This window comes from Neobacillus niacini (assembly GCF_036961885.1).
GTDB classification, from domain to species: domain Bacteria; phylum Bacillota; class Bacilli; order Bacillales; family Cytobacillaceae; genus Neobacillus; species Neobacillus niacini_H.
On the sequence record NZ_JBALNQ010000039.1, the window covers coordinates 17,698 to 32,222 of the forward strand.

General features: G+C 39.7%; 13 protein-coding genes. 8 read left to right on the forward strand and 5 right to left on the reverse strand.

Annotated features, from left to right (window positions below; genetic code table 11):
- Positions 1 to 56 precede the first annotated feature (56 nt).
- The 3 genes from V7124_RS16875 to V7124_RS16885 all read right to left on the reverse strand — a co-directional run bounded on the left by V7124_RS16875 (position 57) and on the right by V7124_RS16885 (position 2,939).
- Positions 57 to 914, reverse strand: a complete 858-nt coding sequence (locus tag V7124_RS16875; protein ID WP_335491260.1) for a MurR/RpiR family transcriptional regulator — start codon at positions 912 to 914, stop codon at positions 57 to 59.
- Between the two features lie 132 nt (positions 915 to 1,046).
- Positions 1,047 to 1,958 carry an N-acetylmuramic acid 6-phosphate etherase gene (murQ, locus tag V7124_RS16880; RefSeq protein WP_335491263.1) on the reverse strand — a complete coding sequence of 304 codons (912 nt, stop codon included), beginning with the start codon at positions 1,956 to 1,958 and terminating at the stop codon, positions 1,047 to 1,049.
- A 117-nt stretch (positions 1,959 to 2,075) separates the two neighbouring features.
- Positions 2,076 to 2,939 (reverse strand): Cof-type HAD-IIB family hydrolase, encoded by an 864-nt coding sequence (locus tag V7124_RS16885; protein ID WP_335491265.1) that lies wholly within the window; start codon positions 2,937 to 2,939, stop codon positions 2,076 to 2,078.
- A gap of 80 nt (positions 2,940 to 3,019) precedes the next feature.
- Here V7124_RS16885 and glcD point away from each other — a divergent pair, with 80 nt between their 5' ends.
- Both glcD and V7124_RS16895 read left to right on the forward strand, forming a co-directional pair.
- Entirely contained in the window at positions 3,020 to 4,432 is a 1,413-nt protein-coding gene (gene glcD, locus V7124_RS16890; RefSeq protein WP_335491267.1) for a glycolate oxidase subunit GlcD, read from the forward strand.
- Positions 4,429 to 5,754 carry a (Fe-S)-binding protein gene (locus V7124_RS16895; RefSeq protein ID WP_335491269.1) on the forward strand — a complete coding sequence of 442 codons (1,326 nt, stop codon included), beginning with the start codon at positions 4,429 to 4,431 and terminating at the stop codon, positions 5,752 to 5,754. Before glcD ends, V7124_RS16895 begins: the two co-directional genes overlap by 4 nt.
- Positions 5,755 to 6,072: 318 nt before the next feature.
- On the opposite strand, the gene V7124_RS16900 is transcribed toward V7124_RS16895, so the two are convergent.
- Together V7124_RS16900 and V7124_RS16905 are read right to left on the reverse strand one after the other, a co-directional pair.
- Complete coding sequence (locus tag V7124_RS16900; protein WP_335491272.1) at positions 6,073 to 6,522, reverse strand: hypothetical protein; 450 nt, start codon at positions 6,520 to 6,522, stop codon at positions 6,073 to 6,075.
- Between the two features lie 114 nt (positions 6,523 to 6,636).
- The gene (locus V7124_RS16905; RefSeq protein ID WP_335416701.1) at positions 6,637 to 7,155 is read right to left on the reverse strand and encodes a DoxX family protein; all 519 of its coding nucleotides are present in this window, start codon (positions 7,153 to 7,155) and stop codon (positions 6,637 to 6,639) included.
- A 271-nt stretch (positions 7,156 to 7,426) separates the two neighbouring features.
- On the opposite strand from V7124_RS16905, the gene V7124_RS16910 reads away from it, so the two are divergent.
- From V7124_RS16910 to V7124_RS16935, 6 genes are all read left to right on the forward strand, one after another.
- Positions 7,427 to 8,005, forward strand: a complete 579-nt coding sequence (locus V7124_RS16910; protein WP_335416699.1) for a TerD family protein — start codon at positions 7,427 to 7,429, stop codon at positions 8,003 to 8,005.
- 66 nt (positions 8,006 to 8,071) lie between these two features.
- Positions 8,072 to 8,227: a hypothetical protein gene (locus tag V7124_RS26295; protein ID WP_420490558.1), complete on the forward strand. Its 156-nt coding sequence runs from the start codon at positions 8,072 to 8,074 to the stop codon at positions 8,225 to 8,227.
- Positions 8,228 to 8,268: 41 nt separating this feature from the next.
- A complete protein-coding gene (locus V7124_RS16920) occupies positions 8,269 to 9,039 on the forward strand; it encodes a TerC family protein (RefSeq protein WP_335491275.1) in 771 nt (256 codons plus the stop codon).
- A gap of 135 nt (positions 9,040 to 9,174) precedes the next feature.
- On the forward strand, positions 9,175 to 11,517 hold the full coding sequence (locus tag V7124_RS16925) for a helix-turn-helix domain-containing protein (RefSeq protein ID WP_335491277.1): 2,343 nt from the start codon (positions 9,175 to 9,177) through the stop codon (positions 11,515 to 11,517).
- A 242-nt stretch (positions 11,518 to 11,759) separates the two neighbouring features.
- Positions 11,760 to 13,160, forward strand: a complete 1,401-nt coding sequence (locus V7124_RS16930) for an MFS transporter (protein ID WP_335416693.1) — start codon at positions 11,760 to 11,762, stop codon at positions 13,158 to 13,160.
- Between the two features lie 20 nt (positions 13,161 to 13,180).
- Positions 13,181 to 14,368: an amidohydrolase gene (locus tag V7124_RS16935; protein ID WP_335491281.1), complete on the forward strand. Its 1,188-nt coding sequence runs from the start codon at positions 13,181 to 13,183 to the stop codon at positions 14,366 to 14,368.
- The last annotated feature ends 157 nt before the right edge of the window (positions 14,369 to 14,525 follow it).

Below are 14,525 nucleotides of genomic sequence, written 5' to 3' on the forward strand. Positions count from 1 at the left end.
TAATGCTTTTCCCAGTCAACACGATGCAAACAGTGTTCACATCACCTCCTGCAAGTCTAATTGCCTTCTTTAATAAAGCGAATCGCTTCTCTTGTTTGATCGATCGCTTGAATCGTGTGCTCATATTGAACGGTCGCCATCGATAAAAACAAAATATCGATCATATATAGCTGGGCTAGCCGTGAGGACGTCGCCCCGCTTCGGAAAGCCGCTTCCCCTGAATAAGAGGTAAAAAGTTTTATATCTGCTACCGATGCGACGGACGATTGGCCGTATTTTGTTAGACTAATCGTTTTGACGCCCCGCTCTTTCGCTAGTGACATCACCTTAATAACCTCTGCTGTTTCCCCAGAATGAGAGATGCAAAATACAACATCTTCTTTATTTGCATTCGCAATGATGGTGGCCACAAGATGGGTATCGGTAAAAGCGGTTGCATTTTTTTGGATTCTAAGAATCTTCATTTGAGCGTCCTTTGCGATAATATTGGAGGCACCAATTCCAAAGAAGTGGACGTTTTGGGCGGCAAGCAATGTCTGTACCGCTCGTTCCAATTCTTCGTAATTGATGATTTCCTCTGTATCGCGGATGCTTTGAATACTATTACTCGTTGTTTTCCGAGCGATGGAGAAAAAGGATTCACCAGGTTCGATGTCCCGATATCCTTGTTGGTCCACCGATTTCACCAAATCTCCAGCAATTCGAACCTTTAAATCCTGAAATCCATTTAAACCAAGTGATTTACACAAGCGAATGACCGCTGCTCCGCTTGTCTTTGCTTGGATGCCGATATCGTTAACGGTACTGTCTAATATACTGCGTGGATTTTCAAGTATAAAATGGGCAATTTTCCGTTCAGACGCCGGAAGTTGTTCAAGCATGTTTTGAAGCATTTTTAACCCGCCTGCTGACACACCGAATTCCACCTTTTATTTGGGCTCTTTTCTTAAGAAAAGAGCTGCAAACTAAATTCTAAAGCACAAAATAACTATTTCCACGTTAAAATCGGCTTTAAGATTTTAACAACAATCATTACGAAACAGCCTTTATTTTTCAACATTTTGGATTGCCATTTTCACATAACCATTAGCTTCTTCTAATAATTTCTCTGCTTCCTCTTTGGTCGTCTCTCCTTTAAGCATGACAATGGCTGTTTTCACTTGCAGGTCAGCTTTTTCAAGAGTCTTTAGTGCAACTTCATAGGAAACACCTGTGATTTTACGGATAATGCCAATGGCACGTTCCTTCAACTTTAGATTACTAACCTTTACATCCACCATTAAGTTCTCATACGCTTTACCGATAAGAATCATCGATGAGGTTGAAATCATATTCAAAATCATTTTATGAGCCGTACCTGATTTCAAGCGTGTAGAACCCGTAAGCACCTCTGGACCGACAATGACCTCAATGGCCTGGTCTGCTTCTTTACTAATCGCTGCATTTTTATTACACGAAAGGGCAACTGTTTTAGCACCAATGCTTCGAGCATAGCGAAGGGCTCCAATCACATAAGGTGTCCGACCGCTGGCAGCAATCCCAATCACCGTATCATTCTCTGTAAGTTCTAAATTTTTTAAATCGGTTACACCAAGTTCTAGATTATCCTCGGCTCCTTCAACTGCTTTCAAAAAGGCGCCCTCTCCCCCTGCCATAAGTCCCTGGACCATTTCAGGATCGGTGCTGAAAGTAGGCGGACATTCAACGGCGTCCAACACCCCTAATCTTCCACTCGTACCGGCACCTAGATAAATCAGACGGCCGCCCTTTTTAAAGGATTCAAATACATACTGAACCGCCGCCTCTATTTCAGGTAACACCTCTTTGACAGCGAGTGCTACCAATTGATCTTGTTCATTCATGATTCGTAATATATCGAGGGCCGCGGCCGTATCTATGTGCATGGAACTTTTATTTCGGGATTCGGTGGTTAGTAGTTCGAGATTTTCTTCGATCATATTCCTTCTCCTCCTGATTGTTTTTCTAGCTGTAAGCGATTACTATATTCACAGTATAATACTGTTGAAATGATAATTCAATATTTTTATTAAAAAGGTGAAATTATATTTCATAACCTACTCTAGTAAATACTTGCGGATAGCCTGTGCAACACCCGCATCATCATTTTTCCCGGTCACCACATCTGCCCATTTCTTTACTTCCTCAGGGGCATTTCCCATTGCAATTCCAAGCCCAGCAGCACGAAGCATAAGAGAATCATTATAATTATCCCCAATTGCAGCCATTTGAGAAATCGGAATAGCGTATTTTTCACTCAGTTTTACCAAGGTGGATGCTTTACTCACTCCTGAAGGTGAAATTTCTAAGTTTAGATAATTAAGACTGCTACTTACTTCCAGCCCTTCCATTTTTTCAGCAATTACCTTTGAAAAATCAGCAAGGCTGCCCTGTTCATGAAACACAGCGATTTTCGTTATCTTCGGCTGCTGGCTCTTCACATATTGATATAAATCTTCCACTACTTTCACCTGACATTGCCCACGAAACTGTTCAAGTTCGTCTCGTCTTCCTCCTGTTTTTTCAAGTGTTAGAATATTTCTCTCAATCCAATTCTCATTCCATTTCGTGACACGCGGAACTAACAATGTGTCCCCTTCGTAAAAATGGGCATAGATGCTTTCCCCTTCACATAATTCCCAGAAATTCAGAAGGTGGTCCTCCTTAAAAACGGACTGCTCACTGATTTCACCACTTTCATCGAGCATGATGGCTCCATTATAAGCAATGATTGGCTCCCCTTTTAACCCAATCGTATTGGCAATCCAGCGTGTTGAAAGCGGTGAACGACCGCTGCAAATGACCACCCTCCCCCCTTTTTGACGGAATTCATGAATCGCTTCTATATTTTCCACATCAATTTCACTTTGCTCATTTAATAATGTTCCATCTAAATCAGTCGCTAATAATTTATATTTCAAAAAACTCTCCCCTTTGTAATTTTATTTCATTATAATTATAGTAAATATTGAAATGAAATTTCAACAGAGGAGGAAATAACATGCTCTCTAATGAAGTAAAAGAAAAATTGATCGCAATTGTAACCAAAGATAACTTCGATGATTCTAAAATTGAACGTTTAGTCTATTCCTACGATGCCACACCGAACTACCAATCGATGCCGGATGCCGTCGTCAGCCCGCGAAATGCAGAAGAGGTTTCGCAAATTTTGAAAATCTGCAATCAATATAAGGTTCCGATTGTTCCGCGCGGTTCTGGAACCAACCTTTGTGCAGGAACCTGCCCAACGGAGGGCGGTGTTGTCCTTCTTTTTAAACATATGAACAAAATTCTTGAGATAGACGAAGAAAATCTAACGGTCACCGTTCAGCCAGGGGTCATCACCCTCGATATGATTCATGCAATTGAAGAAAAAGGTCTCTTCTATCCACCAGATCCAAGCTCAATGACCATCTCCACGATTGGCGGCAATATCAATGAGAACTCAGGCGGCTTACGTGGTCTTAAATATGGTGTAACCCGAGATTATGTGATTGGGCTTGAAGCAGTATTAGCGAACGGCGATATCATCCGAACGGGTGGAAAGCTGGCAAAGGATGTAGCTGGTTATGATTTAACCCGTTTATTTGTCGGCTCTGAAGGAACACTTGTGGTGATTACCGAAGCCACCTTGAAGCTGGTTCCCATGCCGGAAACCCGGAAAACGATGCTGGCTCTTTATCAAGACCTAGGTGCTGCCGCTCGTTCTGTTTCAAAGATTATTGCGAATAAAATCATCCCGACCACTCTGGAGTTCCTTGATCAAGCTACCTTAAAGGTAGTAGAAGATTACGCTCAAATTGGGCTGCCGACAGATGTCCAAGCTGTTCTGCTAATCGAGCAGGATGGTCCTCCGGAAGTCGTCGAACGCGATATTCAAAGAATTGCAGAAGTATGTAAGCAGGAACAGGCAGTATCCATTCAAATCGCCGTAACCGAAGAGGAAGCCATGGCACTCCGAACAGCGAGGCGTGCAGCACTTTCCGCGGTTGCACGGTTAAAACCGACGACCATCCTTGAGGATGCAACCGTTCCACGCTCCGAAATTGCCAATATGGTAAAAGCGATCAATGAAATTACTGAAAAATATCAGCTAACGATTTGTACCTTTGGTCATGCGGGTGACGGCAATCTCCACCCTACCTGTGCAACCGATGCACGCGATCACGAAGAAATGGAACGTGTAGAAAAAGCGTTTGCGGAAATTTTTGAAAAAGCCATTGAATTAGGCGGAACGATTACTGGGGAACACGGAGTCGGAGCCATGAAGGCACCCTACTTAGAGTGGAAGCTGAAGAAAGAAGGGATTGCTGCCATGATGGGAATTAAAAAGGCATTTGATCCCAATAACATCATGAACCCGGGGAAAGTCTTTGCGAAAGACAGCAAGAAACGAGTGGTGATTACAAGATGACAACCTTACTCGAACAAGAAAAGATTCAAGAACAATTTAAAGAGCGGATGAACGAGGATGAACTGTTAAACTGTATGCGCTGCGGTTTTTGTCTGCCAACCTGCCCAACCTATATTGAATCCGGCTTTAAAGAATCCCATTCGCCTCGCGGCAGAATAGCCATGATGAAAGCGGTCGTCGACGGCATCGTCGAACCCGATGAGGATTTTGAGCGTTCTCTCGAGCTCTGCCTTGGCTGCCGTGCATGTGAACCAGTTTGCCCTTCTGGCGTCAATTATGGTCACTTACTAGAAGAAGCAAGGGATATTATCAACCAAAACAAAAAGCACCCGCTGCGTGTGAGAGCGATTCGAAAAACGGTTTTTGAAGGGGTATTCCCACACCAAAACCGGATGCGTACGCTAGTTGGTCTGCTTGGCTTTTATCAGCGTTCGGGGATTCAAACCCTTGCCCGCAAAGTGGGGTATTTAGGCTTGCTGCCTGACAATTTAGCCACGATGGAAAAAGTACTTCCGAAAGTCCCAACGATGAAGGAAATGAAAAATAGACCTGAGCACCTGCCTGCCTTAGCGGAGAAAGTTCATAAGGTCGCTTTTTTCAGTGGCTGTTTAATGGATACGATGTTCATGAAAACAAACGACGCAACCATGAAACTGCTGCAGTTGGCTGGCTGCGAGATCGTGATCCCTAACGAGCAAACCTGCTGTGGTGCGTTGCACGGACATAGCGGCGAAAAGGACTCAGCGAAAGAGCTTGCCAAAAGAAACATTGCGGCATTCGAAGATTTAGGCGCCGATTTTATTATTACCAATGCCGGCGGCTGCGGTGCATTTCTCGTTGATTACGATCATTTACTGAAGGATGACCCGGTATGGTGCGAACGAGCAGCGACTTTTAAATCGAAAATTAAGGATATTTCTGAAATCCTCGTTGCTGTTTCTTTTCATAAAAAAGTGAAATTAGAACTTCCGGCAACAGTAGTTACCTATCAGGATTCCTGCCATTTACGAAATGTGATGAAAACCGCATCCGCACCTAGAACACTGCTACAATCTATTCAGGGTGTGCAGTACCAAGAGATGAAAGAAGCCGATCGCTGCTGTGGTTCCGCCGGAATCTACAATATCGTCGAGTCCGAAATGTCGATGGTGATGCTCGACTATAAAATGGTCCAGGCCAAAGCGACCCACGCGACGACGATTGTCACGGCCAACCCAGGCTGCCTGCTGCAAATGCAGCTTGGCATCGAGCGCGAAGGCTTGTCTGATAAAATGCGTGCGGTTCATATTGTAGATTTGCTCGCGGAAGCAGTGAGGTATTAAAGATGTCTTGTCCTTACTCGAGTAACCAGCAAAAGTAAAATAAGCGGAATTTTCCGGTTAAATGTAGAATGGAGCTCGTTTCGGGGTATATAAGCGGAATTTTCCGGTTATGCAAAGAAAAATCTCCCATTTTCGTATTTTTCGGGTCAATAGGCGGAATCTCTCCGTCTATTTAAGCCTTTTTTAATAAGAATTACTAATTAAGCGGAATTTGTCCGTCTATTTATCAGATCGGGTGATTAACTAAAAACCTAATCGATAAGTGCGGACCCGCTTGATTCTGTTGACAGGCACCATTTATACATGACTGTATATTTATTATGTGGGTTCCTCTTCGACAATTTCTTCCTTATTCGTTTCTTCTGTCTCTTCTTCCTGTTCTCTCTCTGTTTTTATTCTAGCAATTTCTTCATTTAGTTGCTCAAAGGCATTAAGTCGATAGTGGGCACATGCCAGCAGGTCGTCAATGATTTTAACGAATTTTTGATATGGAACTTTATTTTTGCTGCATTCAGTAATTAATTTATAGAAGTCTTTTTCAAATAAATGATACCGGTCTTTAAATGTTTTTGAATCCATTGTAAGAAAATACTCATCCTCAACAATAAATTCGTTAAATAGCTTTTTGGTTAACCGTTTTTTCGTAACCTCTATATCTAGTTTATCCTGATCTTTGTCATAATGGTCTTCATCCTCATACTCGGAGCAAAGTGTCTCATAGATTTTTTCCAGCAGCTCGGTCGGGTTTAGAAATTTCAACTCTTCCACAAAATCACCCCTACCTATATAGTTACCCAAAAAAGGAAATTTTCGACACGTGTTTTCTAACCCAAAAAAAGACGATTCGAGGGGGAGTCGAATCGTCTTTTTGATTATTTCTAGTTATGCAGTTGCTTTTGCTTTGTCTTTACCGATGTAAGTCTTAGCAGTTTTGCGAATAAAAGGCACTACCCAACGGTCTAAACCAATGCGGCCTGCGTTGTAACCTGCTGTTAAGATAATGAAGCCTAAGAAGATGTCAGTTGGGTTATGAGAAACTGTTCCTGCTAAGAAGAAGCTGAAGTTCATTACTAAGCCAAAGAACATGGCTGCAGTTGTTAAACATCCAAGCATAAGTCCTAAACCAATTAATGTTTCGCCCCAAGGAACGATGAAGTTGAATAAATCAATGTTTGGTAACGCAAAGCTCTCTAAGAAGTTTACATACCAGCTGTAAACCATATTGCCATCTGGACCTTTTACCGGATTAGCTATAGCTCCTTTTAAGAAACCAGAAGCGTCGAATGCACCGCTCTGTATTTTTCCTAGTCCTGCTGTGAACCAAGCGTAACCTAGATATAAACGAATAATAGTTAAAATAGCTGCAGAGATCTTATTTTCTCTTAAAAAATGATTAAACATAAAGCATTCCGCCTTTCAAATTTACTTGTTCTTGATACTTACACTATATTTCATTCCGAGCGTTAATAACATATGTACAGTGTTAAGTTCACAGTTTGTTTGAAATGATTTGACGGAAATTTGAACACAACAAATTCGCATATAAAGAAGGGTTTTGAAAAACACGTCGAAATAAGTCGAAAATCAATATATTTACGGTCTGTTTTTTTTATGTATATTCTCGTAAACTTATAGTAGAAGAAGGATTTACTTAATGAAAGGGGTAAAAACAATGGCATTATCATTATCCAAAGGTCAAAAAGTTGATTTAACAAAAACAAATCCAGGTCTTACAAGAGTTGTAGTAGGTCTAGGCTGGGACACAAATAGGTATGATGGAGGAGCAGATTTCGATTTAGACGCCAGTGTTTTTCTTTTAGATTCAACTGGAAAGTGCGCTACAGATGGCGACTTCATTTTTTATAACCAGCTAGAAGGTGGAAATGGCTCAGTCGTACATACTGGGGATAATCGTACTGGTGAAGGCGACGGCGACGATGAGCAAGTTAAGGTAAACTTAGCGAATGTTCCTGCAAACGTTCAAAAAATTTCCTTTGTTATCACGATTCATGATGCTGAGGGACGTGGACAAAACTTTGGACAAGTTTCGAATGCGTTCTGTCGTATTGTAAACGAAGACACGAATCAAGAAGTTATTCGTTATGATCTTGGTGAAGACTTCTCAGTTGAAACAGCGATTGTTGTTGGTGAATTATATCGCCACAATGGTGAATGGAAATTCTCAGCAGTTGGCTCAGGATATCAAGGTGGACTAGCCCGTATCGCAACAGATTTTGGTTTACAAGTTTAATACATACAATGACAAGGGGGGAATTTCCCTCTTGTCTTCTATGTTGTCAGCAAATTCAATCAGAAGGTGACTACTATAATAGGAATTCAATTATCAAAAGGTCAACGGATTGACCTGACAAAAGTTTGTGAGCTTTATGCCATGGAAATGATTGGAAACCCAATGCAGATGGAAGTGGCTTCTCTGGCGGACTTGCTGCTTTATGTAAAAACTACGGACTAAAAGTATAATAATTTTCTGGTTTATAGAAGGAGAATGTCATAATGGACATCATTAATCAAGTACTGGCAACGTACGCTTCATTTTTCGACTGGGGGATGTGGGTTCAAGTTTTATCCGACCCGGTCTCTTGGGGGTACATAGGTTCACTCGTCATCTTAGAAGGATTACTATCTGCTGATAATGCATTGGTTCTAGCAGTAATGGTTAAACATCTTCCTGAAAAGCAGCGTAAAAAGGCATTAACCTACGGACTTTTTGGAGCTTATTTCTTCCGTTTTATTTTCATTGGTCTTGGAATGCTTCTCATTAAGTTTTGGTGGATCAAAGTCCTTGGTGCAGCTTATTTAGCGTGGATTGTTGTCAAGCATTTCTGGCTGGGCGAGAAGGATGAGGACGCCGAAGAAATGAAAAAGGAAGGCTGGTTAGTTCGAACATTTGGAATGTTCTGGGCAACCGTTATTTCAGTTGAGTTAATGGATTTGGCTTTCTCTGCGGATAGTATTTTGGCTGCTTTTGCCGTATCCGAACAAGTGTGGATTCTATTAATTGGCGGTATGCTTGGGATTTTAATGATGCGTACGGTTGCTAAATTTTTCTTGGTTTTAATTGATAAGGTACCTGAACTTGAAACTACGGCATTTGTCTTAATTGCGATTATTTCTGCCAAAATGTTTGCAAGTGTTTTTGGATTCCATTTACATCACCTCGTTTTCTTTGGTTTGTTAATTTTAGCATTCCTAGGAACATTCGTTGTTCACCACTTTAATAAACAAAAGAAAGCGCAAGGTGAAGTAGCCGCTACTAAAAAGTAATCTTCAAGAATAAAGAATCAGAAGTGTAAGACGATTTGCGTGGAGCGAATCGTCTTTTTGTTGACTCGACATCGGGCAGGGTTGGTGTTTAAATGATAGTTTAGATAGCTAAACTATCTTTAGGAGGGAAAAAACATGACATCGATTAGTGATATTCAGCTGCGGATACAGAATATAAAGTATTCATCCCCTACCATTTACTCTGGTATTGAAATTCTCCTTGTATTAGATGGTGAACTAGTTGTTGAAACAGATCGTTCTATGCACAAGCTAAGTGAAGGTCATTTATTTGTGATCAATCGTAACCAACTTTATGAAATTAGCGGTATCCAAAAAAATACAGTACTGAAAATTGGTATTCCAGACTCTTTTCTATCCCACTTTTATCCTGAATATCGCTTCCATACATTCAATTTATTTTCCCCCGAAATTGACAGAGGGAAAGAAAATACAATTACAGAATTAAGAAAGCTCCTAGCCGAAGTGATGGTCATCCATTTTCGTCAAGAAGAAGGGTACAAACTAGAGATGAGTGAAAGGATTTGTAAAATCTTACTTATCCTAATAAGGCGATTTAAAGCGGATGAAACAATGGATATCGATGTAAATGTGGAAGATGATCGATTAAAAGGAATTATTGCCTTCATTGAACAGCATTATGATGAGCCTCTCACGCTAGAAGAGGTAGCAAATACGTTTTATTTATCATTTAGTTACTTTTCGCGTTATTTTAAAAAGCACTTAGGTATTGGGTTTACCCGATATATGATGAATATTCGCTTAAAGCACAGCTTAAAGGATTTACTATATACAAAAGACTCCATTACTTTTATCGCCCTGAAACATGGGTTCCCAAACGCAAAGGCATTTACAAATTTATTTAAAGAGATTTATGGAGAAACACCTGTTTCCTATCGTGAAAAAAATGCAAAAGAGCATGTTCATATAGTCCAGGATTATCATTTTGACGATAAAGAAGCACTTCTAAGTTCCCCTGAAATTTTGATAAAACTAAGACTATTAATCGCACAAGGGGAAGATACAAAAACGATTAGTGAGATTGAAACAAATTTTGACTCCATAAAAATTGATATCCAATCTCCTACTAAACGAAAATTATATCATCCAGATAATTTATTGATGATCGGTGAACTTAGAGAACTGCAGAAAGAAAGTGTACGAAATCAAGTATTATTAGCTAAAAATGGATTGCAAATCAAATATATTGGGATACATAAACTGCTAACAGGAAGAACCATTGCTCCTGACGTAGAAACGGATGAATTAATTCCGACAACGTCACCTTATTATAATTCAGATGAAGCAATTGAATTTTTAAAAGCTAATCAGTTATCATTGTATGTTCATGTTAGATATAATCGGATTGCTTCAGAGCAAGAGGAATATTTAGCAAAACTTCAGAGATTCATTAAACACTGTATAACCGTGTTTGGATACAGGTATGTAGAATCATGGTGCTTCTTGGTTACAGAGGCTTTAGATAAATACCCGAATAAAAAGGAACTAGAAATTTTTTATTTAAAAATACACAGATTACTAAAATCCATGACCCCTAACCTTAAAATAGGCGTTCATTTACCTTTCTCATTTAAAAAATCGACTATAAACAGTCATGATCATTGGATCCTGCAGCAAAGTGACTATATTGATTATATTGCTTTCCAGGCAAACATTCATGAAGTCATTGATTATAAAGAACTTGAAGACACGAACTTTGATTTAGCAAAAACCTTCATTAAAGAAAAGACGGAGAAACTAAAACGATATTTAAAACATTATTCTATAGAGAAACCACTTCACTTAATTACGTGGAATACGGTTTCGGGTAATACGCGCTATACAAATGGTACTTTTTTTCGCGGGGCATTGGTTTTTAACGATGCAATTAGTATTTCAGATACGATTGAAACGCTCGGTTTCTGGATCAACACGGAAACCCATGAAAAGAGTTTAGATCTGAATAGTATTCCATTAGAGGGGATGGAAATGTTCCATTATTTTAATGGCAAACGTCCGGTATTTTTTGCGATGTCATTTTTTAACAGGTTACAGGGGAATATTATCGCTAAAGGACCATTGTTTATTATGACAGAAAACGAAATAGGTTATCAGCTTGTCCTTATGAACTCAACGATTATCAACCCTTTCTTATCAATTGAGGAAACGTTTCTTCAAAAATTAATAAAAGAAATCAGAGTCACGATTAACGGTATTCCTAGCGGGACCTATCAAATTCGAAAATTTATTTTTGATAAAGATCATGGAGCATTATATAAATTGTGGTGGGAAAATAACAGTCAGTTTGGGATCGATCGAGAAATTATTGACTATATCACACAATCAAGTCACCCATCACTCGAAGTCTTTGATGAAACAATTGACGGGGAATGGTCATTTTATTCTTACTTAACTGCAAATGCCATTCACTTTTTTGAAATACGAAAAGTATTCATCTAATCTGGACCCCACTATGGTAAAAAAAATGTAGTCAATTTTCACCTCCTTTTTCTAAGTGTTAAGAATTTTATATAGTGATGAATAAAATACAACAAATAAAGCCTCTTGTTAAAAGGGGTTTTTTTTTATAATGAGTAGCGAAAAGAAAAACACCAGTAGTTACCTAATCTTTTCAAGGTCTAATTTTTATTCTTATTTGGAATTATAAAAGAAAAGAACGCTCAATTCAGGAGGCAGGAAATATGGAAACCAGTTATAAAGGAACAAATAAATTACTCACAGGGATTGTCTTTGGTGTTATCACATTCTGGCTATTTGCTCAATCTCTCGTCAATGTAGTCCCAGCAGTCCAGAAAGATTTAGGAGTTTCCCTTGGGACATTAAACATAGGTATCAGTTTAACCGCATTATTCTCAGGTATATTTATTGTAGCAATGGGTGGTATAGCTGACAAAATAGGTCGAAAGAAGATAACCAATCTTGGGCTGATTTTAAGTATCATCGGTTCTCTTTGTCTAGTTTTAGCGAATGGTGCAACTCTTCTCATTATTGGTCGTATTATTCAGGGTTTCTCAGCAGCATGTATAATGCCTGCAACGATTGCTTTAGTAAAATCGTATTATGAAGGTGCCGATCGTCAACGTGCCCTTAGTTACTGGTCAATCGGTTCTTGGGGTGGATCTGGTGTCTGTTCATTTGCCGGTGGTTTAATTGCTACCTACTTAGGTTGGAGATGGATTTTCATTTTCTCGATTGTTTTTGCCCTTCTCGGTTTGTTTTTAATTAAAGATACTCCAGAAAGCAAAGCAGAAACTTCAGGGAAATTCAAATTCGATTTTGTTGGTTTAGGTATCTTTATTATTGTCATGCTCGCATTAAACGTTTTAATCAACTACGGAACTGATTTAGGTTGGACAAGCCCAACTTCCATGATGTTGGCTGCAGTAACCGTTGTTGGGGCAATAATCTTTATTAAAGTCGAAAAGAGTAAAAAAGTAGTACTGATCGATTTCTCTTTATTTAAAAATAAGCCATATGCAGGTGCAACATTTTCAAACTTCTTGCTCAATGCGATTGCAGGTACAATGGTTGTTGCCAATACGTATGTACAAGTAGGTCGAGGATTTAGTGCCTTCCAATCAGGTATGTTATCACTTGGTTACTTAGTGGCCGTTTTAGCGATGATTCGTGTCGGAGAGAAAATTTTACAAAGAATTGGTGCTAAAAAGCCGATGATATGGGGAACGATTATTACAACCATTGGTGTCGCGATCATGGGCTTTACCTTCTTGCCTGATTTACCATATACAGTGGTTGTGTTTATTGGATACGCCTTATTCGGTCTAGGATTAGGGATTTATGCCACACCATCTACTGATACGTCAGTATCAAATGCTCCATCTAATAAAGTGGGTGAAGCGGCAGGGATTTATAAAATGGCAAGTTCACTAGGCAGCGCTTTTGGGGTGGCAATTTCAGCTACTATTTATGGCATCATGTCAGCAAATAGCCTAGAGGTTGGTGCAACTTGGGGAATCATTACCAATGTGATCTTTGGTATATTAGCACTTCTTTCCATCATGTTTATGGTTCCTAAAAATGCAGGTAAAGAAGATCAAGAACTTGGAAATAAGGCCGCATAATTTGTTTGGAGGTAATGACAATGAAAAATAATTTAATGCAGATGCTTGAAGACCGTAAAGATGAAATCATTCAAATACGTCGTCACCTTCATGAAAATCCTGAGCTTTCTTTTAAAGAAGAAAAAACGAGCAAATATATTGAGGATTTTTATAAGGGCAAGGATGTCAAGGTTGATACAAAGGTTGGCGGCGGCCATGGATTGATTGTCACCATTAAAGGCGGAAAACCTGGAAAAACAATTGGTCTCAGAGCAGATTTTGATGCCCTTCCAATAACTGAAGAAACAGATGTACCGTTTAAATCAAAAAATCCTGGTGTCATGCATGCCTGCGGACATGATGGTCATACAGCTTACCTGCTCGTTCTTGCCGATTGTTTGATTCAATTAAAAGCTGAAATCCCTGGTACGATCAAAATTATTCATCAACCTGCAGAGGAAGTTCCGCCTGGCGGAGCCATCGGCATGCTCGAATCAGGTTTATTAGATGATTTAGACAATATTTTCGGTATTCACTTATTACCACTAGGACCATCTGGTTTAGTAGGATATAACAGCGGCTATGTATTCCCAGGCCGCGCCTACTTTAAAATAAAAGTCCAAGGTGTCGGCGGACACGGTTCTTCCCCACATTTGGCAAATGACTCCATTGTTGCAGGGGCACACTTTGTCACCGCTGTTCAAACCGTGGTGAGCCGCCGGTTAAACCCATTTGATATGGGTGTTGTCACCATTGGTTCATTTGATGGAAAGGGCACCTTTAATGTCATTAAAGATAGCGTTGAAATCGAGGGCGACGTTCGCGCTATGACGGACGAAACGCGGGAAACGATTGAACGTGAAATTCGCCGTATTGCAAAAGGAATTGAAGAAGAATTCAATGTTACTTGCGAGGTAACCTATACTCCAGACTATCCGCCACTTTATAATGATCCTGAAGTGACAGAAATGGTAGCTTCTTACTTGAAAGAGGCAAACGACAAAGACATTGCAGAGGTTAAAGAATTTCCTCCAATGTCGCCATCAGAAGACTTTGCGCATTATGCAAAAAAATTCCCAGCATGCTTCTTCTACATTTGCTGTACACCAAAAGGGGTTGAAAAACCATACTTCAACCACCATCCTAAATTTGATATTGATGAAGATGCTCTTTTAGTCGCAGCAAAAGCAGTTGGAGCAGTCGTTTGTGGATATTACAATATTGATTAACTAGACTATGTACCAAAAAAGACCATGTTATTTCTCAACATGGTTTTTTTGATACCATTCGATGGTTCTGCTTATTCAAATGTGTGTAAAAGGTGTGGACAAGTTTCATAAATACGCAAAAATTCGATGAATTTCCTCTCCCAGATAGAAAAATAAG

Coding starts and splice junctions, on each gene's coding strand:
- V7124_RS16895 (WP_335491269.1), top strand. CDS start 4,429: ATGACAACCTTACTCGAACAAGAAAAGATTCAAGAACAATTTAAAGAG.
- V7124_RS16935 (WP_335491281.1), top strand. CDS start 13,181: ATGAAAAATAATTTAATGCAGATGCTTGAAGACCGTAAAGATGAAATC.
- V7124_RS16925 (WP_335491277.1), top strand. CDS start 9,175: ATGACATCGATTAGTGATATTCAGCTGCGGATACAGAATATAAAGTAT.
- murQ (WP_335491263.1), bottom strand. CDS start 1,958: ATGATCGAAGAAAATCTCGAACTACTAACCACCGAATCCCGAAATAAA.
- glcD (WP_335491267.1), top strand. CDS start 3,020: ATGCTCTCTAATGAAGTAAAAGAAAAATTGATCGCAATTGTAACCAAA.
- V7124_RS16930 (WP_335416693.1), top strand. CDS start 11,760: ATGGAAACCAGTTATAAAGGAACAAATAAATTACTCACAGGGATTGTC.
- V7124_RS16920 (WP_335491275.1), top strand. CDS start 8,269: ATGGACATCATTAATCAAGTACTGGCAACGTACGCTTCATTTTTCGAC.
- V7124_RS16910 (WP_335416699.1), top strand. CDS start 7,427: ATGGCATTATCATTATCCAAAGGTCAAAAAGTTGATTTAACAAAAACA.
- V7124_RS16905 (WP_335416701.1), bottom strand. CDS start 7,155: ATGTTTAATCATTTTTTAAGAGAAAATAAGATCTCTGCAGCTATTTTA.